General features: G+C 62.8%; 19 protein-coding genes. 13 read left to right on the top strand and 6 right to left on the bottom strand.

Translation table 11 applies throughout. From position 1 onward, the window contains the following. The first annotated feature begins 76 nt into the window (after nt 1–76). From cysD to cysQ, 3 genes are read left to right on the top strand one after another with little or no spacing between them, the layout of a single operon-like run. The gene (gene cysD / locus FJ443_RS05300) at nt 77–982 is read left to right on the top strand and encodes a sulfate adenylyltransferase subunit CysD (RefSeq protein WP_140494839.1); all 906 of its coding nucleotides are present in this window, start codon (nt 77–79) and stop codon (nt 980–982) included. 2 nt (nt 983–984) lie between these two features. Beyond that, nucleotides 985–2,922 (top strand): sulfate adenylyltransferase subunit CysN, encoded by a 1,938-nt coding sequence (gene cysN / locus FJ443_RS05295; RefSeq protein WP_181167645.1) that lies wholly within the window; start codon nt 985–987, stop codon nt 2,920–2,922. A 10-nt stretch (nt 2,923–2,932) separates the two neighbouring features. Then, complete coding sequence (gene cysQ / locus FJ443_RS05290; RefSeq protein ID WP_181175066.1) at nt 2,933–3,724, top strand: 3'(2'),5'-bisphosphate nucleotidase CysQ; 792 nt, start codon at nt 2,933–2,935, stop codon at nt 3,722–3,724. 10 nt (nt 3,725–3,734) lie between these two features. Here cysQ and FJ443_RS05285 read toward each other — a convergent pair whose 3' ends face one another. The 4 genes from FJ443_RS05285 to FJ443_RS05270 form a co-directional block, all read right to left on the bottom strand. After that, nucleotides 3,735–4,877 carry a DegT/DnrJ/EryC1/StrS aminotransferase family protein gene (locus tag FJ443_RS05285; RefSeq protein WP_140662998.1) on the bottom strand — a complete coding sequence of 381 codons (1,143 nt, stop codon included), beginning with the start codon at nt 4,875–4,877 and terminating at the stop codon, nt 3,735–3,737. A 495-nt stretch (nt 4,878–5,372) separates the two neighbouring features. Then, the gene (locus FJ443_RS05280) at nt 5,373–6,296 is read right to left on the bottom strand and encodes a carbohydrate kinase (RefSeq protein ID WP_140494831.1); all 924 of its coding nucleotides are present in this window, start codon (nt 6,294–6,296) and stop codon (nt 5,373–5,375) included. Continuing rightward, nucleotides 6,293–6,739 (bottom strand): RbsD/FucU domain-containing protein, encoded by a 447-nt coding sequence (locus tag FJ443_RS05275; RefSeq protein WP_140514913.1) that lies wholly within the window; start codon nt 6,737–6,739, stop codon nt 6,293–6,295. Before FJ443_RS05275 ends, FJ443_RS05280 begins: the two co-directional genes overlap by 4 nt. Next, the gene (locus FJ443_RS05270; RefSeq protein WP_140564229.1) at nt 6,740–7,966 is read right to left on the bottom strand and encodes an ROK family protein; all 1,227 of its coding nucleotides are present in this window, start codon (nt 7,964–7,966) and stop codon (nt 6,740–6,742) included. A 228-nt stretch (nt 7,967–8,194) separates the two neighbouring features. Between FJ443_RS05270 and FJ443_RS05265 the strand changes: the two genes are divergently transcribed. From FJ443_RS05265 to FJ443_RS05220, 10 genes are all read left to right on the top strand, one after another. Next, nucleotides 8,195–9,211, top strand: coding sequence for a sugar ABC transporter substrate-binding protein (locus tag FJ443_RS05265; RefSeq protein WP_181165177.1), 1,017 nt, complete (start codon nt 8,195–8,197; stop codon nt 9,209–9,211). Nucleotides 9,212–9,367: 156 nt separating this feature from the next. After that, on the top strand, nt 9,368–10,429 hold the full coding sequence (locus FJ443_RS05260) for an ABC transporter permease (protein ID WP_140494823.1): 1,062 nt from the start codon (nt 9,368–9,370) through the stop codon (nt 10,427–10,429). Then, nucleotides 10,426–11,208, top strand: coding sequence for an ATP-binding cassette domain-containing protein (locus FJ443_RS05255; protein ID WP_140495053.1), 783 nt, complete (start codon nt 10,426–10,428; stop codon nt 11,206–11,208). Before FJ443_RS05260 ends, FJ443_RS05255 begins: the two co-directional genes overlap by 4 nt. 132 nt (nt 11,209–11,340) lie before the next feature. After that, complete coding sequence (locus FJ443_RS05250) at nt 11,341–13,809, top strand: glycogen/starch/alpha-glucan phosphorylase (RefSeq protein ID WP_140662996.1); 2,469 nt, start codon at nt 11,341–11,343, stop codon at nt 13,807–13,809. 104 nt (nt 13,810–13,913) lie between these two features. Next, the gene (gene glgB / locus FJ443_RS05245; RefSeq protein ID WP_140662993.1) at nt 13,914–16,160 is read left to right on the top strand and encodes a 1,4-alpha-glucan branching protein GlgB; all 2,247 of its coding nucleotides are present in this window, start codon (nt 13,914–13,916) and stop codon (nt 16,158–16,160) included. A gap of 3 nt (nt 16,161–16,163) precedes the next feature. After that, nucleotides 16,164–17,429: a glucose-1-phosphate adenylyltransferase gene (glgC, locus tag FJ443_RS05240; RefSeq protein WP_140494816.1), complete on the top strand. Its 1,266-nt coding sequence runs from the start codon at nt 16,164–16,166 to the stop codon at nt 17,427–17,429. A gap of 135 nt (nt 17,430–17,564) precedes the next feature. Beyond that, nucleotides 17,565–19,010: a glycogen synthase GlgA gene (glgA, locus tag FJ443_RS05235; protein ID WP_140494814.1), complete on the top strand. Its 1,446-nt coding sequence runs from the start codon at nt 17,565–17,567 to the stop codon at nt 19,008–19,010. Nucleotides 19,011–19,013: 3 nt separating this feature from the next. After that, entirely contained in the window at nt 19,014–20,642 is a 1,629-nt protein-coding gene (locus FJ443_RS05230; protein WP_140514918.1) for an alpha-D-glucose phosphate-specific phosphoglucomutase, read from the top strand. A gap of 157 nt (nt 20,643–20,799) precedes the next feature. Continuing rightward, nucleotides 20,800–22,803 (top strand): glycogen debranching protein GlgX, encoded by a 2,004-nt coding sequence (glgX, locus tag FJ443_RS05225; RefSeq protein WP_140662991.1) that lies wholly within the window; start codon nt 20,800–20,802, stop codon nt 22,801–22,803. Beyond that, a complete protein-coding gene (locus tag FJ443_RS05220) occupies nt 22,796–24,430 on the top strand; it encodes an alpha-glucosidase family protein (RefSeq protein ID WP_140520756.1) in 1,635 nt (544 codons plus the stop codon). Before glgX ends, FJ443_RS05220 begins: the two co-directional genes overlap by 8 nt. A gap of 20 nt (nt 24,431–24,450) precedes the next feature. Here FJ443_RS05220 and FJ443_RS05215 read toward each other — a convergent pair whose 3' ends face one another. Together FJ443_RS05215 and FJ443_RS05210 are read right to left on the bottom strand one after the other, a co-directional pair. Beyond that, a complete protein-coding gene (locus tag FJ443_RS05215) occupies nt 24,451–26,220 on the bottom strand; it encodes a TadG family pilus assembly protein (protein ID WP_140649128.1) in 1,770 nt (589 codons plus the stop codon). Next, a complete protein-coding gene (locus tag FJ443_RS05210; RefSeq protein WP_140629472.1) occupies nt 26,221–26,667 on the bottom strand; it encodes a TadE/TadG family type IV pilus assembly protein in 447 nt (148 codons plus the stop codon). Nucleotides 26,668–26,897: the final 230 nt, after the last annotated feature.

Genomic DNA, 26,897 nt, shown 5'->3' with positions numbered 1-26,897 from the left:
CTTGAACCGGGCGGGAAGCCCGATGATTTGATGCCAGGTCTTCTGTCGGAAGGCACGAGAGAACGCTAGACAGGCCATGACAACAGCGCTTACGCACCTGCAGCGGCTTGAGGCCGAGTCAATCCACATATTCCGTGAAGTCGCGGCCGCCTTCGCCAAGCCGGTCATGCTCTATTCCGTAGGCAAGGATTCGTCCGTGCTGATGCACCTGGCGATGAAGGCATTCTATCCCGCCAAGCCGCCCTTTCCGTTCCTTCATGTCGACACAACCTGGAAATTTCGCGAGATGATCGCCTTTCGCGATCAGATGGCGCAAAAACTCGGTTTCGATCTCCTGGTTCACGTCAACCAGGATGGCGTGCGCGACAACATCAATCCCTTCGATCATGGCTCGAACACGCACACCCATGTGATGAAGACCGTGGCGCTGCGCCAGGCGCTCGACAAATACGGTTTCGATGCCGCCTTTGGCGGCGCCCGCCGCGACGAGGAAAAATCGCGCGCCAAGGAGCGCATCTTTTCCTTCCGCAACGCCCAGCATGTCTGGGATCCGAAGAACCAGCGTCCCGAAATGTGGAAGATCTTCAACACCCGCATCGCCACGGGTGAATCGATCCGCGTCTTTCCGCTGTCCAACTGGACCGAGCTCGACATCTGGCAGTACATCCTGCAGGAGAACATCCCGATCGTGCCGCTCTATTTCGCCAAGCAGCGGCCGGTCGTGGAACGCGATGGCATGCTCATCCTCAAGGACGACGATCGCATGAAATTGCGCCCCGGTGAGGCGATCGAGAATCGGCTGGTGCGCTTCCGCACGCTCGGCTGCTACCCGCTGACCGGCGCCATCGAATCGGAAGCAGACACGCTGGAAGCTATCGTCGGCGAGATGCTGACCGCGCGCACCTCCGAACGGCAGGGCCGCCTGATCGACCGGGACGAAGCCGGCTCGATGGAAAAGAAGAAGCGCGAGGGGTATTTCTGACCATGCGCCACATCATGGCAAAGAGCCTCGCACCTACCGACGGCGTCCGCGATTATCTGGCGGCGCAGGAGAAGAAGTCGCTGCTGCGCTTCCTCACCTGCGGCTCCGTCGACGATGGCAAGTCGACGCTGATCGGCCGTCTGCTCTCCGACACCAAGCAGATTTTCGAGGACCAGCTTGCCGCGCTCGAACGCGATTCGCGCAAGCACGGCACGACCGGCGACGACATCGATTTCGCACTGCTGGTCGACGGTCTCGAAGCCGAGCGCGAGCAAGGCATCACCATCGACGTCGCCTATCGCTTCTTCGCCACGCCAAAGCGCAAATTCATTGTCGCCGACACGCCCGGCCACGAGCAGTACACGCGTAACATGGCGACCGGCGCGTCCACCGCCGACCTGGCAATCGTGCTGATCGATGCGCGGCAAGGCGTGCTGCGCCAGACCAGGCGCCACTCGATCATCGCCTCGCTGCTCGGCATCCGCCATATCGTGCTAGCCGTCAACAAGATCGATCTCGTCGATTTCGATCGGGCGGTCTTCGACCGGATCACGCAGGACTATCAGCAGTTTTCGCGCGATCTCGGCTTTGAGACCATCGTGCCGATCCCGATGTCGGCGCGCTACGGCGACAACGTCACCGGCCGCTCCGACAGGATGGAATGGTATTCCGGCCCGACGCTGATCGAACATCTCGAAACCGTTTCGGTCGACGAGGCCGCGGCCGAGTTACCGTTCCGTTTTCCGGTGCAGTACGTCAACCGCCCCAATCTCGATTTTCGCGGCTTCGCCGGAACGATCGCCTCGGGCGCGATCTCGCAAGGCGACGAGGTCGTCGTCGCCAAATCGGGCAAATCCTCCCGCGTCAGGCGCATCGTCGCGCAGGGTGGCGACCTCGCCCAGGCCGTGGCCGGCCAGGCCATCACGCTTGTCCTCGATGACGAGGTCGAGATTTCCAGGGGCAACATGCTGGTGGCGCCTGCCGCACGCCCGCAGGTCGCCGACCAGTTCGCCGCCAACATCGTCTGGTTCGACGAACATGCGCTGCTGCCGGGCCGCTCCTATATCCTGCGCACCGAGACCGACCAGACCAGCGCTACCGTCACCGATTTGAAATATCGGGTCAATGTCAATGACTTTGCCCGTGAAGCTGCCAAGTCGCTCGAGATGAACGAAGTGGGCATCTGCAACATCTCGACGCGCACGCCGATCGCTTTCGACACCTTCGCCGAGAACCGTACAACCGGCGCGTTCATCCTGATCGACCGCATCAGCAACGCCACGGTCGGCGCCGGCATGATCCTGCATTCGCTGCGCCGTGCCGAGAACATCCATTGGCAATCGCTCGATGTCGGCAAGCGGGTACGTGCCGACATCAAGAACCAGCGGCCCGCCGTGTTCTGGTTCACCGGGCTGTCCGGCTCGGGCAAATCGACCATCGCCAACCTGTTCGAGAAGAAGCTGTTTGCCTCCGGGCGCCATACCTACATTCTCGACGGCGACAATGTCCGCCACGGCCTCAACCGCGATCTCGGCTTTACCGACGCCGACCGCGTCGAAAACATCCGCCGCGTCGCCGAAGTGGCCCGCCTCATGGCCGATGCAGGGCTGATCGTCATCGTTTCCTTCATTTCGCCTTTCAGCGCCGAGCGGCGCATGGCCCGCGAATTGATGGCCGAAGGCGAGTTCGTCGAAGTGTTCGTCGACACGCCGTTCGAGGAATGCGCCAGGCGTGACCCGAAAGGCCTCTACGCCCGCGCGCTCAATGGCGAGATCAAGAATTTCACCGGTGTCGACTCGCCTTACGAAGCGCCGGAAAAACCGGAAATCCATCTGAAGACGCTCGGCAAATCGGCCGAGGAGATGGTAGATGCCCTGGAACACTGGCTGAACGAGCGTGACATTGCCGAAGACCAATACGACAATGGCGGCGGCATCTGACGACAGGTCGATGCTCGAAATTTTCGAGGGGCTCGCTTTGGCGGCCGGCCGCGAGGTCATGCGTGTGTTCCACGCCGGCTGCGCGGTCGACCAGAAATCAGATTCCTCGCCGGTGACCGAGGCGGACCGCGAGAGCGAGAAGATCATTCTGGCCGGATTGCGTGCGGCCTTTCCCGACATCCCCTGCGTGGCCGAGGAGGAAGCATCCGCCGGCATCGTGCCGCCGGACCTGGACGGGGCTTTCTTCCTGATCGATCCGCTGGACGGCACCAAGGAATTCGTCAATCGCCGCACCGATTTCACCGTCAACATCGCGCTTGTCCGCCACGGCGTGCCGGAGGTCGGCGTCGTCTTCGCGCCGTGCACGGGGCGCTTCTTTTCCGGTCGGCCGGGGAGGGCGGAATCCCTCGAAATAGATGACGACTACCGCATCGCTTCTCGCCGGCCGATTTCGGTGAGGGCGGCTGCGACGCCGCTGGCTGTGGTTGCGAGCCGCTCCCACAATACGCCCGAAACCGAAGCCTATATTCGCGACCTAGGCGTCGCCGAGATCGTCTCTGTCGGCTCGTCGCTGAAATTCTGTCTGGTCGCCAATGGCGAGGCGGACATTTATCCGCGCTTCGGTCGTACCATGGAGTGGGATACCGCGGCCGGCGATGCCGTGCTGCGCGCCGCCGGCGGCATCACGCGCACGCTGGACGGACAGCCCTTGATGTATGGCAAGCGAAACCAGGGCGGCGATGCGGATTTCGCCAATCCGCATTTCATCGCCAGCGGCAGGGCAGGGGCAAGCCCCGCCTGAAGCCGGCTAACTACTCGGCCGCGGCCTGCGCCGAGTTCGATCCGACATAGTTGCGGATTGTCTCGATGATCCGGTCCTGATCGGCTTCGCTGAGATAGGGGTGCATCGGTAGGCACAGGATGCGCTTGGGCAATTGCTCGGATACGGCAAGGCCGGTCGGCGTTCTCGGACAGTCGCGATAGGCGATCTGCTCGTGCAGCGGCTTCACATAGTAGATGACCGACGGAATGCCTTTTTCGCCGAGATGCGCCTTCAGCCCGTCGCGCTTGGGCGTCTCGATGGCGTATTGCGCCCAGGCCGAGCGGCTGCCGTCCAGGTTGCGGGCTGCCGTGACGACATCAGCAAGCCCTTCGGCATAACGGTTCGCCACCATTTGCCGGGCAACCATCTCGTCCTCGAGAATGGCGAGCTTTTCGATCAGGATCGCGGCCTGCAGCGTGTCGAGCCGTGAATTGATGCCGACCCGGATGTTGTCATATTGCGTCTCGCCCTTGCCGTGGAAGGCGAAGGAGCGCAGCTTGTCGGCCAAGGCGTCGTCGTTGGTGAACATCGCTCCGCCGTCGCCGTAGCAGCCGAGCGGCTTCGCCGGATAGAAACTGGTCGAGCCGACCGTGCCTAACGACCCGCACATCTTGCCGTCCGCCGAACCGCCCATCGATTGGGCGGCATCCTCGATCACCATCAGGCCTTCTCGGTGGGCGATCGCCATGATGGCATCGTAGTCGGCGGCAAGGCCGAAGAGGTCGACCGGAATGATCGCCCTGGGCTTCAGCCGGCCTTCTTTCTTGATCATCGTGATCGCCGCCTCGAGGCTGGCGATGTCGATGTTGTAGGTCTTGGGATCGACGTCGACGAAAACCGGCTCGGCCTTGGCCAGCGCCACCACTTCCGCCGTGGCGGCAAAGGTGAAGCTCGGAACGAACACGGCATCGCCCGGGCCGATCCCGGCGGCGAACAGCGGCAAAAGCAGTGCGTCGGTGCCGTTGGCGCAGGCCACGACGTGCTTGACGCTGACATAGGCGGCGAGCTTTTTCTCGAATTCGGCTACCTGGGGACCGAGGATATAGCGGCCGTCCTCGACGACATGGTCGATCGCGGCCTTCAGCCGGTCGCGGATTCGTTCGCGCTGTGCGCCAAGATCGATGAACTGCATGTCGTCCTCAAACGATTTTAACCGGGCGGTCTGGCCTCGACCCGCTGGTATCAGAATTGCGCCTGCCGAGAAAGCCGGGCGCGCGGAGCGACAAATTGCCCGGTCGTGGCAGTCTGTTACCGCATTTTTCGGTGTCGGTCAGCCGGACGCCGGAAATCCGGGATTCGTGCGGCGCAATTACGGCCTTATAACCCCAGAGTCGACCCTGCTAAACATAAAGTGATCGGCCGGCTCAATCCATGTTGGGCCTTACCACGGCCCGAACTTGGGTCAGCCAAGGCCTGAGAACGGCCAGTCCGCAGTGCGGCAACTATCCGAAGATAGGAATTTTTTCTTGACGGGGTGAAGGCAACTATGCTACATATCTGCCTATGGTGCTGAGTTGCGCCAAGGACCCGCCGCACAGGCGGGTTTTCTTTACTGCCTCATCAACAGCGCGCCGGCGAAGGTTCCAAGGAACCTGTTAATTTGGATTCGTTTCCTCTGGCGCGCCACTCAGGCGATCTCATGGCGCCAGGGCGGATTGGCGCCGGCCCGCGATACCGTCACCGCCGCCGCTTTGGCGCCGAGTGTCAGGGCCGCACGGATGGCGTCCTCGGAAAGGCCTGAAATCGCCGCTTTCGTTAGCCGGCCCTGCTCATGCAGCGAGGCGAGGATGCCGGCATTGAACGTATCACCGGCGCCGACCGTATCGACCACCTCGACTTTTCGCGGCGTTACGCTGACCGTGTGGTCCCTGGTGTAGCCGACGGCGCCTTCGCTGCCATGGGTGACGACGATCAGCTTGGGTCCGCGGTCGAGCCAGTTGCGCACGACGTCCTCGTGCGAGCCGGCTTCGTCGAACCAGTGAAGATCTTCATCCGAGAGTTTCACGATATCGGCCATCGCCATCATCTCGCGGATACGCTTCAGATGCTTTGCCTTGTCCGGGATGAAGTTCGGCCGGATGTTGGGGTCGAGCATCATGACGCGACGACCATGCTCGCGCTTCATCAATTCCTCGTAGGCGGCCCCCGCCGGGTCCGAAATAAGGCTGATGGCGCCGAACAGCATGGCCTCGATCTCCGGACCAAGTTGCGGCAGATCCTCGCCGGTCAGCATGCGCCCGGCGGTGTTCTCGTCGTAGAAAGTGTAGGTTGCCTGGCCATCGTTCAGCCGCACGAAGGCGAGCGTCGTCGGCCGAGGCGAAGTGTGCGCATAGGTGGAACTGACCTTGCTCGCCCCGAGCGCTTCGCGGAGCTGGCCGCCGAACAGGTCCGACGACAGGCCCGAGAAGAAGCTGGCAGGAGCGCCCAGCCGGCCGAGCGCAATGGCGGTGTTGAACACCGCGCCGCCGACATAGGGTGCGAAGGCCCGTTCTCCCTCCGTCGTCGTGCGCGGCAGCATATCGATCAGGGCCTCGCCGCAGCAAAGGATCATTGTCTTGTCGTCTCCGGCGGATGGATCACGCCCTTGCGGATGATGATGTTGGCGTAGAGCCTGGGTTCGCTGGTCGCGACGATGGCGTGCGCGGCCCTGACGCGTGCATAGAAGTCGGCACCGGCCAGCGCAACCACCTTGCGCCCGGGCGCGCGTTTTGCACACAGCACTTCGATTTCATGATGCACGGGATCGGCGAGCGAGGGGTCGCCCTTGGCCGAGGCGCGAAACAGCGCCTCCGGCACGACGTCATCGACGGGCAGCACGCTCAATATGGCGTCCAGCACCGGAATGAGATGGTGGCCGTCGGCCCGCACCAGCCGCTTTGCCTGCTCTTCAGCCGGGTAGTTTCCATCGACCAGGGCGATTTCGTCGCCATGCCCCATCGCACGCAGGATCGCCAGAAGCTCCGGACCGAGCAGCGCCGGAATTCCGATCAGCATTCAGATGCTCCTGGAAATCGTGGTCGAACCGATCAGGAAGCGCTCGGATAGTGGCAGGCTGGCGCCCCCGAGAGCGCGCGCGTGAATACCGACGGTGCCTTCGCGGACGTTTGGCAGTTTCAATCCCTCGGCATCGACCGTGTCGATGGTTGCGATGACGGCGTCGACCAGCCTGCGGCGCACCTGCGTCGGCATCCAGCCGTCGATCACCGCCGCCTCGAAGTCGATGACGGACGATGCCGCGACGATGGCATAGGCGAGCGCCCGCGAGGCGTTTGTAATCCAGTCGTCGAGCTCGGCGCCGATCTCGCCCCAGTCCTCGGGCGACGTCCACAGATGCGAAGCCTCGACGCCACGTGCATTGAGCGCCTTTTCGAGCATGGCGATCGAAGCCACGTCGATCAATTGGGTCGGCTTTCCCTCCGGTCCGGGCACCGGCATGGAGCCCAGCGCGCCGGCGTTGCCGGTCGGGCCGCCAAAGAGCCGTCCGTTGAGGACGATGCCGCCGCCGGCAAAGGCGCCGATATAGAAATAGACGAAATCACGCGGGGCGCCTGCCTGGCCGAAGACCAGCTCCGCGCCGCAGGCCGAAGTGGCGTCGTTCTGCAGATAGACCGGAAAATCGCATTGCGCCTGGATCTCCGCGCGGATATCGCGATGGCGCCATTCGTCCATGACGTCACGCGGCGCGCCGGCGGTATCGGCCCAGTTCCAGAGCTCGAACGGCATGGCGATGCCGAGCCCCGCTATGCGCTTGTCCTGCGCGGGCGAAAGCTCGCCACGCATCTTCTTCATGCCTGATGTGACGAATTCCACCGTCTCGCGCGGGGCAGGGTAGCGGTAGGAATGCTGCAGCATCGAACGTACATTGCCGAGGAAATCGATCAGCACGAGTTCGGCGCTGCGGCGGCCGATCTTCAGGCCGATGAAGAACGCGCCCTCGGGATTGAGCGCCATGGGGATGGAGGGCTGTCCGATCTTGCCGCGCAGCGGCGCCTGCCGCAGCAGCAGGCTTTCCTCCTCGAGCTCGCGCATGATGACGGAGACGGTTTGCGCCGACAGTCCGGTCATGCGGGCGATGTCGGACTTCGCCAGGCTGCCATGCTGGCGCACCAGCGACAGCACCAGCCGCTCATTGTGGTCCCGCATGCCGCTCTGGTTGGTGCCGCGGTGAATAAGGCTCTCATTCGCCTCGGGCGAACCATGCCTGGCAATGGCCGTCTCCACCCTGTTCCTCCCGTTATTACCCCTCGATGCTTTTGGGGCAGAATGTGCGAACGGCGCAAGGCTGTCAATAATAAATAAGAGTGATTTAATTATTGACAGAGAGATTGGTCTGGTGTCATTTGAGGCAGGCATCCGTACCGGGAGAGGTTGCTTGGATGCCGGAGGGGTGCCGGTTGGCCGGCATCTGAAATGTTCCACTGGGAGGAAATCGTGACCAATACAAAACTGTTGAAGTCCACCGTTTTTGCGGCGGCTGCTCTGGGCCTGATGGCATTCGCCTCGTCCGCATCCGCGGCCGGTGTCGGCGCCTGCCTGATCACCAAGACCGACACCAATCCCTTCTTCGTCAAGATGAAGGAGGGTGCGACCGCCAAGGCCAAGGAGCTTGGTGTCGACCTCAAGACTTATGCCGGCAAGATCGACGGCGACAGCGAAAGCCAGGTCGCGGCGATCGAGAGCTGCATCGCCGACGGCGCCAAGGGCATCCTCATTACCGCGTCCGACACCAAGGGCATCGTGCCGACCGTGAAGAAGGCGCGTGACGCCGGCCTGCTGGTTATCGCGCTCGACACGCCGCTCGATCCGATCGACGCCGCCGACGCGACCTTTGCCACCGACAATTTGGAGGCCGGCAAGCTGATCGGCGCCTGGGCCGCCGCAACGCTCGGCGACAAGGCCAAGGACGCCAAGATCGGCTTTCTCGACCTGACCCCCTCGCAACCGACCGTGGACGTGCTGCGCGACCAGGGCTTCATGATGGGCTACGGCATCGACGTGAAGGATCCTAACAAGATCGGCGACGAGGATGACGCGCGCATCGTCGGCCATGACGTCACCAACGGCAATGAGGAGGGCGGCCGCAAGGCGATGGAGAACCTTCTGCAGAAGGACAACACCATCAACGTCATCCACACCATCAACGAGCCGGCCGCGGTCGGCGCCTATCAGGCGCTCAAGGCCGTCGGCCTGGAAAGCCAGGTGCTGATCGTCTCCGTTGATGGCGGCTGCCCCGGCGTGAAGTCGGTGGCCGAAGGCGTCATCGGCGCGACATCGCAGCAATATCCGCTGCAGATGGCGGCGCTCGGCATCGAGGCCATCGCCAACTTCGCCAAGGACGGCACCAAGCCGAAGCCGACCGAAGGCAAGAACTTCTTCGACACCGGCGTCAATCTGGTGACCGACAAGCCGGCCAATGGCGTGAAGTCCATCGACACCAAGGAAGGCCTCGCCAAGTGCTGGGGCTGATGCCGGTCTGACTGGCAACGAAAAACGGAGCGGCCGGACTTGATCCCCGGCCGCTTCGGGTGGACGATGGTCGCGTGACCGCGAACAATCCCGGCAGGAGACCGGAAAGGCGTGGACGGGTGTCGCCGCGTGGCTGATACCCTACGGGGAGGAAACATGTCTCAAGCTCAGGAATTCGAGAAGGTTCTCTCAGGCAGCGACACGAGCGTTGCCGCGTTTGACGAACATAAATCGGCGGTCAGACGCATCCAGCATTTTCTGCATTCGACGCCGGCCGCGGTGCCGCTGATCGTTCTGGTCCTGGCGATTATCGTGTTCGGCCTCACCATTGGCGGGCGTTTCTTCTCGTCCTACACGCTGACGCTGATCCTGCAGCAGATCGCCATCGTCGGCATTCTGGGTGCCGCCCAGACCCTGGTCATCCTCACCGCCGGCATCGACCTTTCGATTGGCGTCATCATGGTGATTTCGGCCGTGATCATGGGCAATTGCGCCGTCAGCTACGGCCTGCCGAGCGTCCTTGCCGTAGCGATCGGACTTGCCGCGGGTGCTGCCTGCGGGCTGCTCAACGGGGTGCTTGTCGCCTACATGAAACTGCCGCCATTCATCGTGACACTCGGCACCTGGAACATCGTCATGGCGACGAACTTCATTTATTCGGCCAATGAGACGATCCGCGACACCGACGTCGATGTTCAGGCGCCGCTGCTGCATCTGTTCGCGCTCAGCTTCAAGGTCGGCACCGCTGTGCTGACGGCCGGCGTGATTGCGATGGTCGCGCTCGTGCTGCTCCTTTGGTACGTGCTCAATCACACGGCATGGGGCCGCCATGTCTACGCTGTCGGCGACGACCAGGAGGCGGCGAAACTGTCGGGTATCCAGACCAAGAAGGTGCTCATGACGGTCTATACCCTGGCCGGGCTGATCGCCGCTTTCGCCGCCTGGGTCTCCATCGGTCGCAATGGGTCGATCTCGCCGTCGGCCGCCGTGACCGACTACAATCTGCAGGCGATTACCGCCACGGTGATCGGCGGTATTTCTCTTTTCGGCGGCCGCGGCTCGATCCTCGGCACGCTGTTCGGCGCGATGATCGTCGGTGTCGTCTCCATGGGCCTCAACATGCTGGGCGCCGATCCGCAATGGAAGGTGCTGCTCACCGGCGTGCTGATCATCGGCGCCGTGGCGGTCGATCAATGGATCAGAAAGGTTTCGGCATGACCCAGGACCCTATCCTCACCGCTCGCGGACTGGTCAAGCGCTACGGCCGCGTCACCGCCTTGGACAATGCCGATTTCGACCTCTACCCCGGCGAAATCCTCGCTGTTATCGGCGACAACGGCGCCGGCAAGTCGTCGCTCATCAAGGCGATTTCAGGCGCTGTCGTGCCCGATGAAGGCGAAATCCGGCTTGAGGGCAAACCGGTCGCCTTCAAATCGCCCATGGAGGCCCGCGAAGCCGGCATCGAGACCGTCTACCAGAACCTGGCGCTGTCGCCGGCGCTGTCGATCGCCGACAACATGTTTCTCGGCCGCGAGATCCGCAAGCCCGGCTTTGTCGGCCAATGGCTTCGCATGCTCGACCGTCCGGCGATGGAAAAGCGCGCCCGCGACAAGCTGACTGAACTCGGCCTGATGACCATCCAGAACATCAGCCAGGCGGTGGAGACGCTATCCGGCGGCCAGCGCCAGGGCGTGGCAGTGGCGCGCGCCGCCGCTTTCGGCTCCAAGATGGTCATCATGGACGAGCCGACGGCAGCACTTGGCGTCAAGGAAAGCCGCCGCGTGCTGGAACTCATCCTCGACGTGAAGAAGCGGGGCCTGCCGATCGTGCTGATCTCGCACAACATGCCGCATGTCTTCGAAGTGGCAGACCGCATCCACATCCATCGGCTGGGTCGTCGGCTGTGCGTCATCGATCCCAAACAACATACAATGTCCGATGCCGTCGCATTCATGACCGGGGCAAAGACGCCGCCGGAGGCGGCGCTGGCGGCCTGAACTGCCAAATTGCCGCTGGGTAAGTCGCCTCCGGCTTACTTAAATCGATTGAACGTTTGCTGCAATGCGGTAGCATGGGCTGGGATGAATGATGAAAGCCGGTATGATCGTGGCAAACGCACGAGAGGCAGCATGACGCGCACGATGACATCCGACCCCCTCCCGCCACTGCTTGAAAATCCCGACCCCAAGACGCTCGCAAGGGAAGTCTTGATGGCCCTCAAATACAGGGTCGGCAAGGACACCACCGTCGCCACCCAGTACGATTGGCTGACCGCCTCGATCAAGGTCGTGCGCGACCGCATCGTCGATCGCTGGATGCAGGCGACGAAAGAGGCCTACGCCCAGCAGGAAAAGCGCGTCTATTACCTCTCGCTGGAGTTCCTCATCGGCCGCCTGATGCGTGACGCCTTCTCCAATCTCGGCCTGATGGAGAACATGCGCGAGGCGTTGTCGTCGCTGGGTGTGGAACTCGACCTCATCGCCACGCTTGAGCCGGATGCAGCACTTGGCAATGGCGGCCTCGGCCGGCTCGCCGCCTGCTTCATGGAAAGCATGGCCACCGTCGATATTCCCGCGCATGGCTACGGTATCCGCTACGCCAACGGCATGTTCCGCCAGGAGATCCATGACGGCTGGCAGGTGGAATTGCCCGAGACCTGGCTCGATCACGGCAATCCCTGGGAGTTCGAACGCCGCGAACGGTCGTTCGAGGTCGGGTTCGGCGGCTCGGTGGAATCGGTCACCACCAGGGATGGCCGGCTGGAACGCCATGTCTGGAAGCCGACCGAGCATGTGCTGGCCGTCGCCTACGACACACCCGTCGTCGGCTGGCGGGGGAACCGCGTCAACACCTTGCGGCTTTGGTCGGGCATGCCGGTCGATCCGATCCTGCTCGACAAGTTCAATGCTGGCGACCACATCGGCGCACTCGCCGAAAGCAACAAGGCCGACGCGTTGTCGCGCGTGCTCTATCCCGCCGATTCCCACATGGCAGGGCAGGAACTCAGGCTGCGGCAGGAATATTTTTTCTCCACCGCCTCGCTGCAGGACATCGTGCAGCGGCATCTCAGTCAATATGGCGACCTGAAGTCGCTGCCCGACAAGGCGGCAATCCACCTCAATGACACCCATCCGGCGATCGCCGTGCCGGAGCTGATGCGCCTCCTGATGGACGTCCACGGCATGGATTTCGACCAGGCCTGGGACACCACCAAACGCACCTTCGGCTATACCAACCACACGCTGCTGCCGGAGGCGTTGGAAAGCTGGCCGGTGCCGCTGTTCGAGCGGCTTTTGCCGCGCCACATGCAGATCGTCTACGCCATCAATGCGCAGGTGCTGCTCGAGGCGCGCGCCACCAATCAGTTCTCCGGCGAGCAGATCAGCCGCATCTCGCTGATCCAGGAGAATGGCGACCGTCGCGTGCGCATGGGCAATCTCGCCTTCGTCGGCTCGCATTCGATCAATGGGGTCTCGGCGCTGCACACCGAGCTCATGAAGGAAACGGTGTTCGCCGACCTGCACACGCTTTATCCCGACCGCATCAACAACAAGACCAACGGCATCACGCCGCGGCGCTGGCTGATCCAGTGCAACCCAGGTCTGACCGCACTCGCCCGCGAGGCGATCGGCGACCGCTTCCTGGATGATATCGAGGCCATCAAGGGGCTCGATGCCTTTGCCGCCGATACCGCTTTCCGCGAAAAATTCGCCGGCGTGAAGCGGCAGAACAAGGTGAAGTTGGCCAATCTCGTCGCCGACCGGCTCGGCATCAGGCTTGATCCCTCGGCGCTGTTCGACATCCAGGTCAAGCGCATCCACGAATACAAGCGCCAACTCCTGAACATCCTCGAGGCGGTCGCGCTCTACGACCAGATCCGCTCGCACCCGGAGCGCGACTGGATGCCGCGCGTGAAATTCTTCGGCGGCAAGGCTGCGCCCAGCTACCACAATGCCAAGCTGATCATCAAACTGGCCAACGACGTTGCCAGGGTCATCAACCGCGATCCGGCCGTTCGCGGCTTGCTCAAGGTGGTGTTCGTGCCGAACTACAATGTCAGCCTCGCCGAGATCATGATGCCGGCCGCCGACCTCTCCGAGCAGATATCGACCGCCGGCATGGAGGCTTCGGGCACCGGCAACATGAAGTTCGCGCTGAACGGCGCGCTGACCATTGGCACGCTCGACGGCGCCAATGTCGAAATCAAGGAGTGCGTCGGCGACGACAACATCTTCATCTTCGGCCTGACCACGGCGGAGGTCGCCGAACGCCGCAACAATGGCTACGATCCGCGTGGCGTCATCAAGGCATCGCCCGAACTGTCGCAGGCGCTCGCGGCCGTTTCATCGGGCGTCTTTTCGCCCGATGATCCCAACCGCTACCGCGATCTCATCAATGGTCTCTACGACAGCGACTGGTTCATGGTCGCGGCGGATTTCGACGCCTATGCCGCTTGCCAGCGAGACGTCGACGCCGTCTGGCGCAACAGTCCGGACTGGTACGCCAGGGCAATCCGCAACGTCGCGCGCGTCGGCTGGTTCTCTTCCGATCGCACGATCCGCCAATACGCGAAAGACATCTGGAACGTACCTGCCTGATGTGATTGCATGAGGCCAAGAACGATGTAGTCCGGGGTGTGAGTTCAAACGCCGAATTTATACCTTAAAACAAACATTTGGTGCCCGGGGAGGGACACTGCCCGATGAGGAAACCGCGCGCGACCGCTGCGACAAGCGGGCCGGACGGATCGGCCCCGGCCAGCGATGTCGCGGCGATTGTCGCCGGCACGCACGGCAATCCGTTTGCGGTCCTCGGCGTCCATGAGGTGGGCAAGAACCTGTTTGCCCGCTGTTTCGTTCCGCATGCGGAGTTCGTCACCGCCTATACGCTGACCGGCATGATTGCTGGTGAACTGTCCAGGCGTGACGATGGCGGCTTTTTCGAAGGCAAGCTGTCGATCAAGAAGCGCCAGCCATTGCGCTATCACGCCAGGAATGCCGGGGGCGACTGGTGGTTGACGGATCCCTATTCTTTCGGCCCGGTGCTCGGTCCGATGGACGATTACTACATTGCCGAGGGCTCGCATCTGAGGCTGTTCGACAAGCTCGGCGCGCATGTCATCGAGCACGAAGGCGCCACCGGCGTGCATTTCGCCGTCTGGGCCCCCAATGCAAGGCGCGTCTCGGTGGTCGGCGATTTCAACGACTGGGACGGCCGCCGCCATTCGATGCGCGACCGCCGCGACACCGGCATCTGGGAGGTATTCATCCCCGATATCGGCGCCGGCAGGCCCTACAAGTACGAGATCATCGGCCCCGACGGCGTAAGATTGCCGCTGAAGGCCGATCCGTTTGCCTTCAAGTCCGAACTGCGCCCGGCGACCGCGTCGGTGACCGCTGCGTCGCCCGCCCATCAATGGGGCGACGAGGCGCATCGCAGTTTCTGGCGCAATGCCGATCCGCGGCGCGAGGCCATCTCCATCTACGAGGTCCATGCCGGCTCCTGGCAGCTTCGCGACGATGGAACGTTTCTGTCATGGGATGAACTGGCCGACCGGCTGATCCCCTATGTCGTCGAGACCGGCTTCACCCACATCGAGTTCATGCCGATCTCCGAACATCCCTATGATCCCTCCTGGGGCTACCAGACGACAGGCCTCTATGCGCCATCGGCCCGCTTTGGCGACCCGGCCGGCTTTGCCCGCTTTGTCGACGGCGCCCACCGTGCCGGCGTCGGCGTCATCCTCGACTGGGTGCCGGCGCATTTTCCGGTCGACGAGCATGGCCTTGTCCATTTCGACGGCACCGCGCTCTACGAGCATGCCGATCCGCGCCAGGGTTTTCATCCCGACTGGAACACGGCGATCTATAATTTCGGTCGCCGCGAAGTGGTGTCTTTCCTGGTCAACAACGCACTGTTCTGGGCCGAAAAATATCATGTCGACGGCCTGCGCGTCGACGCGGTCGCCTCGATGCTCTACCTCGATTATTCGCGCAAGGCAGGCGAATGGATTCCTAACGAGAAGGGCGGCCGCGAGAACCTCGAGGCGGTCAGCTTCCTGCAGAAGATGAACAAGGAGCTCTACCGCCACCATCCGGGCGTCATGACCATCGCCGAGGAATCGACCTCGTGGCCGAAGGTCTCGGCGCCGGTCCATGAAGGCGGGCTGGGCTTCGGCTTCAAGTGGAACATGGGCTTCATGCACGACACGCTGGAGTATTTTTCCAGGGAGCCGATCTTCCGCAAACACCACCACAACGACCTTACCTTCGGCCTGGTCTATGCCTTCTCGGAGAATTTCGTGCTGCCGCTCTCGCATGACGAGGTCGTGCACGGCAAAGGCACGCTGCTTGGCAAGATGGCCGGCGACGACTGGCAGAAATTCGCGACATTGCGCGCCTACTACGCTTTCATGTGGGGCTACCCCGGCAAGAAGCTGCTGTTCATGGGCCAGGAGTTCGCGCAGCGCCGCGAATGGAGCGAGGCGCGCGCGCTCGACTGGAATCTTCTCGATTTCCGCTCGCATCGCGGTGTCTGGCAGGTGGTGCGCGACCTCAACTATCTCTACCGCTCGCGACCGGCCCTGCACGGCCGCGACTGCGAGCCGGAAGGCTTTTCCTGGCTGATCGTCGACGACAGCCAGAATTCCGTCTTCGCCTGGCTGCGCAGCGCGCCGGGAGGCAATCCGGTCGCGATCATCTCCAATTTCACGCCGGTGCCGCGCGACAACTACCGCGTCCCGCTGCCGAAAGCCGGCACATGGCGCGAGATCATCAACACGGACGCTTCCGAATATGGCGGATCCGGCAAGGGCAATGGCGGCGCCGTCGAAGCGCGGGCGGAGGAAGGGGGCATCTCCGCAACGATGCTCTTGCCGCCGCTGTCGACGATCATGCTTGAACTGGTCGCGGAACAAGCCATGTCGAGACCGGGTAACTTGGGAGGGTAGAAAATGGCAAACTCGAAACGAACCCAGCCGCTGGCCCGCGACGCCATGGCCTATGTGCTGGCCGGCGGGCGCGGCAGCCGCCTCAAGGAACTGACCGACCGGCGCGCCAAGCCGGCGGTCTATTTCGGCGGCAAGACGCGCATCATCGATTTCGCGCTCTCCAACGCCCTCAACTCCGGCATCCGCCGCCTTGGCGTTGCAACCCAATACAAGGCGCATTCGCTGATCCGCCATTTGCAGCGCGGCTGGAACTTCCTGCGGCCCGAACGAAACGAAAGCTTCGATATCCTGCCGGCCAGCCAGCGCGTGTCGGAAACCCAGTGGTATGAAGGCACGGCCGACGCGGTCTACCAGAACATCGACATCATCGAGGCCTATGGCCCCGAATACATGGTCATCCTCGCCGGCGATCACATCTACAAGATGGACTACGAGCTGATGCTGCGCCAGCATGTCGACGCCGGCGCCGATGTCACCGTCGGCTGCCTCGAAGTGCCGCGCATGGAGGCCACGGGCTTCGGCGTCATGCATGTCGATGCCAAGGACAACATCATCGCCTTCGTCGAAAAGCCGGCCGACCCTCCCGGCATTCCAGACAAACCGGAGTTTGCCCTGGCCTCGATGGGCATCTACGTGTTCAAGACCAAGTTCCTGATGGAGCAGCTGCGCCGCGATGCGGCCGAGCCCGGCTCGAGCCGCGACTTCGGCAAGGACATCATCCCCTATATCGTCGAGCACGGTAAGGCGATCGCCCACCGCTTCGCCAAGTCCTGCGTGCGCTCGACCGCGGAAAATGAGGCCTACTGGCGCGATGTCGGCACCGTCGACGCCTATTGGGAAGCCAATATCGACCTGACCGACGTGACGCCCGAACTCGACCTCTACGATCGCGACTGGCCGATCTGGACCTATGCCGAGTTGAAGCCGCCGGCGAAGTTCGTGCATGACGAGGATGGACGGCGCGGTTCGGCCGTGTCCTCGCTGGTATCGGGCGACTGCATCGTCTCGGGTGCGACGCTCCGCAAAAGCCTGATCTTCACCGGCGCGCGCATCAATTCCTATTCGACGCTGGAAGAAGTCGTCATGCTGCCCGACGTCCATGTCGGCCGGAACGCAACGTTGAAGCGCGTCGTCATCGACCACGGTGTAAGGATACCGGAAGGGCTGGTGGTCGGTGAGGATCCCGTGCTCGACGCCAAGCGCTTCCGCGTTTCGGAAAAGGGCATCTGCCTGATCACGCAGGACATGATCAACAAGTTGTCAACCTGATCAGTTTGATCAACAAGTTGTCAATCCGATCGGGTTGATCAACAAGCTGTCACTTTAGGGTGGTTTGTGCATGTCCTTGCCCCAGAACCGCTGCACGGTTTGGGCTACATGCACCAGGAGCGGTTCGGTAAGCGCATGCAGGTTCTGTCGGTCACGCCCGAGATCTTTCCGCTGATCAAGACCGGCGGGCTTGCCGATGTGACCGGCGCGCTGCCCGTCGCGCTAGCCGCCAAAGGCGTGACCATGCGCACGCTTATTCCCGGTTTTCCCATGGTGATGGACGCCTTCAAGAAAAAAAAGTCTGTCTACAAGTATCCGCTGCTGCAGGGCGGCAAGGCTTCGGTCCATTCTGTCCAGCTTGCCGGGCTCGATCTTTTCGTGCTCGATGCGCCGCATCTGTTCGATCGTCCCGGCGGTCCTTATGGCAATGCCGCGGGTGCCGATTGGCCGGACAATTGGCGCCGTTTCGCAGCGCTCAGCCAGGCCGGCGCCGACATCGCCGGCGGTGCCATCTCCGGTTACATGCCCGATATCGTGCATGCCCATGACTGGCAGTCGGCGATGACGCTGGCCTATATGCGCTATGGCAAGGCGGTCGGCACGCCGTCGATGATGACTGTCCACAACCTCGCCTTCCAGGGGCAGTTCGGCGCCGGCATCTTCGGCGAACTCGGACTGCCGACGGCGGCGATGGCGCTTGACGGCGTGGAATATTATGGCGGCGTCGGCTTCCTCAAGGCCGGCCTGCAGGCTGCCTGGGCAATCACCACCGTCAGCCCGACCTATGCGCAGGAAATCCGCTCGCCGGAATTCGGCATGGGTCTCGACGGCCTGATCAACATGCGCTCCAGCGATCTCTATGGCATCGTCAACGGCATCGACACCGCCATCTGGAACCCGGAGACCGACAAGCATCTGGTGTCGAACTATACAGCCGCCTCGCTCAAGGCGCGCGCGCCCAACAGGGCCGCTGTCGAGGGCCGTTTCGGCCTCGATCGCGACGGTAGCCCGATCGTCTGCGTCGTCAGCCGCCTGACTTGGCAGAAGGGCATGGATATATTGGCGACGGCGGTCGACGGCATCGTTGCGACGGGCGCGCGGCTGGCTATTCTGGGTTCGGGCGATGCCGGCCTCGAAGGCGCGCTGCTCGCCGCCGCCGCACGCCACCGCGGCCGTATAGGCGTCGTCGTGGGCTATGACGAAGGCCTGTCTCACGTCATGCAGGGCGGCTGCGACGCCATCGTCATCCCGTCGCGCTTCGAGCCTTGTGGACTGACGCAGCTTTATGGCCTGCGCTATGGCTGCGTGCCGGTGGTCGCCCGCACCGGGGGGCTCGCCGACACCATCATCGACGCCAACGAGGCGGCGATTGCCGCCGGCGTGGCGACCGGGTTCCAGTTCGCGCCCAGCGACGGCGGCGCGCTGCTTCATGCCATCCGCCGCCTGGCCGAGGCCCATGCCAGCCCCGCGATCTTCGAGGCCATCCAGCGCCAGGGCATGAAGACCGACCTGTCCTGGGACCGAAGCGCTGACAAATACGTTGAACTCTACCGCCTGCTGCTTTCGAAAAGGGTTGCTTGAAGCATGATACGCACCGTTCCCACCAAACCCTATTCCGACCAGAAGCCCGGCACTTCGGGGCTGCGCAAGAAGGTGCCTGTATTCCAGCAGGAGCACTATGCCGAGAACTTCATCCAGTCGATCTTCGACGCGCTGGACGGGTTCAAGGGCGAGACCCTGGTGATCGGCGGCGACGGCCGCTTCTACAATCGCGAGGTCATCCAGAAGGCCATCGCCATGGCCGCCGCCAACGGGTTTGGCAAGGTGATGGTCGGGCAGGGCGGCATCTTGTCGACGCCGGCCGCTTCGCATGTCATCCGCAAATACAAGACGTTCGGCGGCATCATCCTGTCGGCCAGCCACAATCCGGGCGGCCCGCACGAGGATTTCGGCATCAAGTACAATGCCGGCAATGGCGGCCCGGCGCCGGAAAAGCTGACCGATGCGATCTTCGCCAGGACCAAGGCGATCTCCAGCTTCAAGACCGTCGACATCGATCCGATCGACATCGACGCGATCGGCACGGTCAAGGCCGCCGGCATGACGGTCGAGATCATCGATCCGGTCGTCGACTATGCCGAGCTGATGGAAAGCCTGTTCGATTTCGACGCGCTGCGCAAACTGTTCAAGTCGGGCTTTCGCATGCGCTTCGACGCCATGCACGCGGTGACCGGCCCCTACGCCAAGGAGATCCTCGAACACCGGCTTGGCGCGCCCGACGGCACCTGCCGCAACTTCAAGCCGCTGCCGGATTTCGGCGGCCACCATCCGGATCCGAACCTGGTCCATGCCAAACATCTCTATGACGAGATGATGGGACCGGACGCCCCGGATTTCGGTGCCGCTTCCGACGGTGACGGCGACCGCAATTTGATCATCGGCAAGGGCATTTTCGTCACCCCGTCGGATTCTGTCGCCATGCTTGCCGCCAACGCCCGCCTGGCGCCGGGCTACAAGGAAGGCCTGAAGGGCATTGCGCGCTCGATGCCGACCAGTGGGGCCGCCGACCGCGTCGCCGAAAAACTCGGCATTGGCATGTATGAGACGCCGACCGGCTGGAAATTCTTCGGCAATTTGCTCGACGCCGGCATGGCGACGATCTGCGGCGAGGAAAGTGCGGGCACCGGCTCCAACCATGTGCGCGAGAAGGACGGCCTGTGGGCCGTGCTTTTGTGGCTCAACATCCTCGCCGCGCGCGGCGAGAGCTGTAAGCAGATCGTCACCGAGCACTGGGCGACCTACGGCCGAAACTATTATTCGCGCCATGATTACGAGGAAGTCGAGAGCGGGCGCGCCAATGCGCTGGTCGATGAACTGCGCGCAAAGCTTGGCTCGCTGCCGGGCACCAGCGTGCGCGGCCTGAAGATCGCCAATGCCGACGACTTCACCTATCACGATCCGGTCGACGGTTCGGTGAGCGAGCATCAAGGCATCAGGGTGCTGTTCGAAGGCGGCTCGCGCGTCGTCTTCCGGCTTTCCGGCACGGGCACCTCGGGCGCCACCTTGCGCGTCTACATCGAGCGCTACGAGCCGGACAAGGCCAGGCACGATCTCGATACGCAGAAGGCGCTCGCCGATCTGATCGCAGCAGCGGATGACATCGCGGGAATCAGGAGCCATACCGGCCGCGACAAGCCGAGCGTGATTACTTGAGCGTGGCGGTGGCTTCACCCTCCCCCTTGTGGGGAGGGTCGATCCGCGTAGCGGGTCGGGGTGGGGGTGCTCGTAGAGGGCTTTGCCGGCGTCACCCCCCACCCCGCTCACTTCGTTCGCGACCCTTCCGACAAGGGGGAGGGTGGAGGACGCGCCGATGACCTCACTAGGCGCCACCATCACCCCCGACGGCATCCGCTTTGCCGCCTGGTCCTCGTCGGCGCGCCGCCTCTGGGTGTCGATCTTCGATGAGCAGGGTGAGCGCGAACTCGACAGGCTGGAGCTGAAACCGGAAGGCGACAGCGTGCATGCCCTCTTCGTCTCCGGCCTCGGCGAGGGCACCCGCTACGGCTTTCGCGCCGATGGCGATTACGCGCCCGAGCGCGGATTTTGGTTCGACCCCGACAAGCTGCTGACCGATCCCTACGCCGTCGAGATCGATCGGCCCTACGCCTATCACTGGCGTCTCGCCGCGCGGCGCAACGAAGGTGCCGACACCGCGCCGCTGATGCCCAAGGCGGTGGCGAAAGCCTTGCTCACGGCTGTGCCTGTGCCGCCGCCGCTGTTCCGTCCGGGCGGCCTGATCTACGAAGTGCCGGTGCGCGCCTTCACCAAGCTGCATCCGGATGTGCCGGAAAAACAGCGCGGCACGACCGCCGCGCTTGCTCATCCGGCTATTGTCGAGCACCTGCGAAGGCTCGGCGTCTCCGCCGTCGAGCTGATGCCGGTGACGGCATCGATCGACGAGCGGCATCTGCCGCCGCTCGGGTTGAGCAACGCCTGGGGTTATAACCCTGTCACCTTCATGGCACTAGACCCGCGCCTGGCCCCTGGCGGCCTGGCCGAATTGCGCGATACCGTTGCCGCGCTGCGTGCGGCCGGCATCGGCACCATTCTCGACCTTGTCTTCAACCACACGGGCGAAAGTGACAGGCTCGGTCCGACATTGTCGCTGCGCGGCCTCGACAATCAGGCTTATTACCGGCACCGGCCGGATGGCAGGCTGGTCAATGATACTGGTACCGGCAACACGGTCGCCGGCGATCACCCGGCGGTGCGGGAAATGGTGCTCGACACGCTTCGCCATTTTGTCCGCCATGCCGGCGTCGACGGTTTTCGTTTCGACCTGGCGCCGGTGCTGGGGCGCGTCAACGGCACATTCGAAGCGCAAGCGCCGTTGCTGGAGGCGATGCGCGAGGATGCGCTGTTGGCCGGCCGTGTGTTGATCGCCGAGCCCTGGGACATCGGTCTCGATGGCTATCAGCTCGGCAACTTCCCCTCCCGCTTCCTGGAATGGAACGATCGTTATCGCGACGATGCCAGGCGCTTCTGGCGCGGCGATGCCGGCATGGTTGGTACGCTGGCGACACGACTTGCCGGTTCGTCCGATATTTTCGGCAGGGGCGGCCAGCCCGCCAGCCGCACGGTGAATTTCATCGCGGCCCATGACGGCATGACGCTGGCCGACATCGTTGCTTATGAGGAGAAGCATAACGAGGCCAATGGTGAGCAAAATCGCGATGGCCACAACGAGAACCTGTCCTGGAACAACGGCGTCGAGGGCGCGACGGACGACGCGGCAATCGCGAAGGCGCGCTTCAGCGACCAGTGTGCGCTGCTCGCCACGCTGTTCGCCTCGCGCGGCACGATCATGCTGACGGCCGGCGACGAATTCGGCCGCAGCCAGCAAGGCAATAACAACGCTTATGCGCAGGACAACAACATCACCTGGCTCGACTGGAAGGGGCGTGACCAGGCGCTGGAAGGCTACGCGCGTGCACTGGCCGCCTTGCGCCGCGCGGTGCCGGCGCTCTCTAATACAGATTTCCTCACCGGCCAGCCGCTGGCCGGGTCGGACACTGCCGACGTCGCCTGGCTCACCGAGACGGGGGCGCTGCTCGGCGAGGCGGAGTGGAACGATCCCGCCCGGCATCGCCTCGTCATGCTGCTCGGCGGCGTGGATGGCCGGCTTGCCGTCATGGTCAATGGCGATCGCCGCCAATGCATCTTCACATTGCCCGCGCGAGACGGATTCCGATGGCATCCCGCCATCGAAGCGCAAGCAGTTGATCTTTCTCGCGCGCTGCCGGGCCGCAGCGTGAATTTCATGATCGAGCGCAGGACGGAAGGGCCCAGACAGGGAAAGGGTCGTGATGACTGACGACAATGCCGAGCGAGCGGCCGACTGGTGGCGCGGTTGCGTCATTTACCAGGTCTACCCGCGTTCCTTCCAGGACACGACCGGCGACGGCAGCGGCGATCTCGCCGGCATCACATCAAGGCTCGCCCACATTGCCTCGCTCGGCGCGGATGCCGTCTGGCTGTCGCCTTTCTTCAAGTCGCCGATGGCCGATATGGGCTACGACGTGTCGGATTATTGCGACGTGGATCCGATGTTCGGCACGTTGGAGGATTTCGATACACTGGTTGCCGAAGCGCACCGGCTTGGCCTGAAAATCATCATCGACCAGGTGCTGTCGCACTCCTCCGACAGGCACGAATGGTTCGTCGAAAGCCGCGCCAGCCGCGACAATCCAAAGGCCGACTGGTATGTGTGGGCCGAGGCCAGGCCCGATGGCGGCGCGCCCAACAACTGGCTGTCGGTCTTCGGCGGCCCCTCGTGGGAATGGGATGCGACCCGCCGGCAGTACTATCTGCACAATTTCCTCGCTTCGCAGCCGGATCTCAACTTTCACAACCCGGAGGTCCAGGACGCGCTTCTGGATACAGTGCGGTTCTGGTTGGAGCGCGGCGTCGACGGCTTCCGGCTGGACACCGTCAACTACTACGTCCACGACCGCTGGCTGCGCAGCAACCCGCCCTTGGCGTCGAGCGTTGCAGGCACCAACACCGAGATCAACACCTACCTCTACCAGGAGCACCTGTTCGACAAGACGCAGCCGGAAAATCTAGCGTTCCTGCGGCGCTTTCGGGCGCTGCTCGACGAGTACGGGGATCGCGCCGCCGTCGGCGAAATCGGTGATGAGGGGCGCTCCCTACAGACGCTGGCCGCCTACACCTCCGGCGGCGACAAGCTGCGGATGTGCTACACCTTCGATCTGCTTGGCCCGCAATTTTCGGCGCCGCATGTGCGCGGCTGTGTCGAGGCTTTCGAAAACGCTGTCGTAGATGGCTGGGTCTGCTGGGCGTTTTCCAACCATGACGTCATGCGTCATGTCAGCCGCTGGACGCGGCCGGGCGGCGATCCTGACGTGGTGGCCAAATTCTCGATCATGCTGCTCTCTTGCCTGCGTGGCTCGATCTGCCTCTACCAGGGCGAGGAACTCGGTTTGCCGGAGGCGGAACTTGCCTATGAGGACCTGCGCGATCCGGTAGGCATCCGCTTCTGGCCCGGTGTGAAGGGAAGGGATGGCTGCCGCACGCCCATGGTCTGGGAGTCCGGCGCCGATAATGCGGGCTTCTCCACCGGTAAACCCTGGCTGCCGGTGCCGGAAAGCCATCGCGCTCGCGCGGTCGATGTACAGAGCGGCGATGAGCAATCGGTACTTTCCGCCTACCGTTCGGCACTCGCTTTGCGCAAGCGGCATCCGGCGCTGGTCGGCGGTTCGATCCGCTTTCTCGACGCCGAAGGCGACGTGCTGGCCTTTGTCCGCGAGCATGGCGATGAGAGGCTGCTTTGTGCCTTCAATTTCGCCGGGGAACCGGCCAATTGGCCGCTGCCGCAAGACTTAGGAGCGGTTGCGAAACTTGGCGGCGATGCCTCGCTGGCCGGAGAAGCCGTGCTTTTGCTGCCGACACTCGGATGCTTTCTTGGACACCTTGCCTAGATCAGCGCGTGCCGGCCATCTTACTGGACAAGCACGGCACGTCCGCACGTTGCGCCGGTGACCCGGACGTCGGCTTCACCGAGACGCACGCCAAGAGCTCCGAGCAGATTGGTAAGCAACGTGTCGACCGGAGCTGTTACGCTGTTCAGAAGTGCCACCACTGGCGGGCTTACGGTTGCGATCAGCGTGTTCAGATTCAGCAGCGGCAGACCGAGTAAATTCGCCGTCAGCGACAAATCGCTGACCAGCGACGTAGTCAACGACTGGGTAAAATTTTGGGTGTAAGCGGTCCTTATCGTCTTGGCATCGATATCGGCCTTGTTGAAAGTCAACGTCGTTAGCGTGTTGTTGGCCATGTCGAACGCCGCTGAGCCCACCACCGACAGCACCGGGATGATCAGAAGTTTCACGCTCGCGATTTCCGTGTTGGAAAACGTCTCCTTGTTGGTGAAATCGGCAAAGCCGGCGCTGCTGCTGTCGCCGAGATGCCCTTCGACGATACCGGGACGGGTGGCGATGGTCACCTTGATGCTGCTGGGGCCTGTCGGACAACTTATGTCGGTGAGTTTGGCCTCGGCATAGGCAACTTCGACATGCAGAGGCAGACTGACCGACACCAGGGTAATACCGCCTCCGACATTGCTGTTGCCGGCTCCGATCTTCACCACCAGCTTGATACGGGTCTGGGCCGTCCGCACAATGGTGCCGACTTCGCCAACCTTCAGCCATGGCGAGGATTGCGGCGGTTCGCCGAAGGCGATGGCGAGCGTGCTCGACAGCACCCCCGGTATGCCGGTGCTGAGACCGAGGTCGATCTGCTTCGAACCGTTTGCCAGTTCGGCGGCGGCCATCAGCATTCCCATCGCGCTGGCGTCAACGCCAAGGCCGGCTGGCCTCTGCCCGAGGCCAAGTCTGCCGAGGGGGCCGAGGTCAATGAGATGGCTGAGCGGAATCTTGACCGTGTTAGTCGATTTGCTTGCCATGGTTTGCAAGGCGACCTTGGCCGTGTTGCCGAGCCCGGGAACATTGGCCATGGCGGTGGCGATCTGGCCGACTGTAGCCTTTGAGGCCAGAACCTCCGAATAGGTCACGCCCGTCAGGTTCAATTGCACCGCCAGGGCATCGACGAAGGAAAGCACGCTGACATCGGCGGAGATCAATCCGTTGTAGTCCATGACGCTGAGCGAGATGTTGCCGCCTAGGAGGCCGCCGAGAAGCGCGTTGAGGATGGGGCTGTTGCTGGTATTGACGCTGAGCAACCTCGATCCGACCGAGAAAGTGGCCTGTGGCGTCATGCTGGCGGTGGCTTCGGTGCCGATGATGGGCGTTGGGATCAGCGAGCTTGCGAAATAGCGGTTGGGGATCTTGCGCAGGGTCACATGAACCGCGTTGTAAGGGGTTACGCCTGCTTGGAAGCGATGATCCACATTGACCGAGGATGCCCCTGCATATCGGCCCCGCGTGACCGTCACGACGGTTTTGCCCACCGCCGCGGGAATGGTTTGACCCGAGCCCTGAACGACGACACCTGGCATCCCGTTGTCGGTGAGTGTGGTCAAGACCGCGGTCTGGACGTTGTTGATGTTCGAAGCCGCGGTGATCGCTGCCAGGTCGACCATCGCCTGTGCTTCTCGGCGCTCGGTGTAAATGGAGGCCTCGTCGATCGCCACTGCTGCCAGCGCCAGCGCGACCGGCGCGCTCAACGCCGTCATCACCGTGAAATTCGCTCGTTGGTCACCAAGCATCAGGCGTGCAAGCCTGCGGATCTTCAAGCGCGAACTGAGCAGCATTCAGATGCCCCCGACCCTGATCGTTGATTGGCGTTTGATCGTGGTACCCGGCATGGCTATGCCCGGAAAGAGATTCCAGATCGGCAGGTTTCGGGCATCGTACTGGATCGACACCACGAACTGATTGCCGTCCGCCGTGCTGTCATTGGCCCGATAAGTCAGCTTGCTGGCGTCGACGAAGGGATATCCACCGGCGTTATTGGCGAGAAACGAGGCCACGAGCGTCTGCCGCTCGGTCTGGTTCAGCCCCGAGATGGCCGTCCGGGCGGCGTCCGCCGCGATCTGCTGTATTGAATTGGCCGCGCCGAAATAGATACCGTATGCAACCATTCCGAGCAGGAGAAGGATGAATATCGGTGATAGCAGAGCGAACTCAATCGCCGAAGTTGCCGAAGTGTCTGTCTGGAATCGGCGCCCCTGGATCCGGCGAATGAGGTTCTGAACCATGCCGCCGAGCATGCCAAAGTTCGCATGCAAAAAGCGAAAACTCTAGGCGCAACCTGGAAGTGTGTATGATTGAAAAGCTACGCTAATTTAGCCGCGGCTTCTTTGATTCCTGGCTATTGACTTAGGGTCAATCAGTACTCGGTTGAAAAGAGCTTGCCGCCTGTCTAGTCTCCTGCCACCAGCCGACGGAGGGAACCGGCGGCGCGCTCAAAGGGGCCAGACATCGGTCC

It is taken from the genome of Mesorhizobium sp. B2-6-1 (assembly GCF_006440475.1).
Classification (GTDB): Bacteria; Pseudomonadota; Alphaproteobacteria; order Rhizobiales; family Rhizobiaceae; genus Mesorhizobium.
The sequence above is the reverse complement of the archived record's forward strand: the minus strand, read 5'-3'. Positions and strand labels throughout refer to the sequence as shown.

Bases quoted from the DNA above. Each gene is read 5' to 3' on its own strand.
- FJ443_RS05255 (WP_140495053.1), top strand. From the start codon at position 10,426: ATGACCCAGGACCCTATCCTCACCGCTCGCGGACTGGTCAAGCGCTAC.
- glgX (WP_140662991.1), top strand. From the start codon at position 20,800: ATGACCTCACTAGGCGCCACCATCACCCCCGACGGCATCCGCTTTGCC.
- FJ443_RS05260 (WP_140494823.1), top strand. From the start codon at position 9,368: ATGTCTCAAGCTCAGGAATTCGAGAAGGTTCTCTCAGGCAGCGACACG.
- FJ443_RS05250 (WP_140662996.1), top strand. From the start codon at position 11,341: ATGACGCGCACGATGACATCCGACCCCCTCCCGCCACTGCTTGAAAAT.
- glgC (WP_140494816.1), top strand. From the start codon at position 16,164: ATGGCAAACTCGAAACGAACCCAGCCGCTGGCCCGCGACGCCATGGCC.
- FJ443_RS05230 (WP_140514918.1), top strand. From the start codon at position 19,014: ATGATACGCACCGTTCCCACCAAACCCTATTCCGACCAGAAGCCCGGC.
- FJ443_RS05285 (WP_140662998.1), bottom strand. From the start codon at position 4,877: ATGCAGTTCATCGATCTTGGCGCACAGCGCGAACGAATCCGCGACCGG.
- FJ443_RS05220 (WP_140520756.1), top strand. From the start codon at position 22,796: ATGACTGACGACAATGCCGAGCGAGCGGCCGACTGGTGGCGCGGTTGC.
- glgA (WP_140494814.1), top strand. From the start codon at position 17,565: ATGCAGGTTCTGTCGGTCACGCCCGAGATCTTTCCGCTGATCAAGACC.
- cysN (WP_181167645.1), top strand. From the start codon at position 985: ATGCGCCACATCATGGCAAAGAGCCTCGCACCTACCGACGGCGTCCGC.
- FJ443_RS05280 (WP_140494831.1), bottom strand. From the start codon at position 6,296: ATGATCCTTTGCTGCGGCGAGGCCCTGATCGATATGCTGCCGCGCACG.
- FJ443_RS05215 (WP_140649128.1), bottom strand. From the start codon at position 26,220: ATGCTGCTCAGTTCGCGCTTGAAGATCCGCAGGCTTGCACGCCTGATG.
- cysQ (WP_181175066.1), top strand. From the start codon at position 2,933: ATGCTCGAAATTTTCGAGGGGCTCGCTTTGGCGGCCGGCCGCGAGGTC.
- FJ443_RS05275 (WP_140514913.1), bottom strand. From the start codon at position 6,739: ATGCTGATCGGAATTCCGGCGCTGCTCGGTCCGGAGCTTCTGGCGATC.
- FJ443_RS05210 (WP_140629472.1), bottom strand. From the start codon at position 26,667: ATGGTTCAGAACCTCATTCGCCGGATCCAGGGGCGCCGATTCCAGACA.
- cysD (WP_140494839.1), top strand. From the start codon at position 77: ATGACAACAGCGCTTACGCACCTGCAGCGGCTTGAGGCCGAGTCAATC.
- glgB (WP_140662993.1), top strand. From the start codon at position 13,914: ATGAGGAAACCGCGCGCGACCGCTGCGACAAGCGGGCCGGACGGATCG.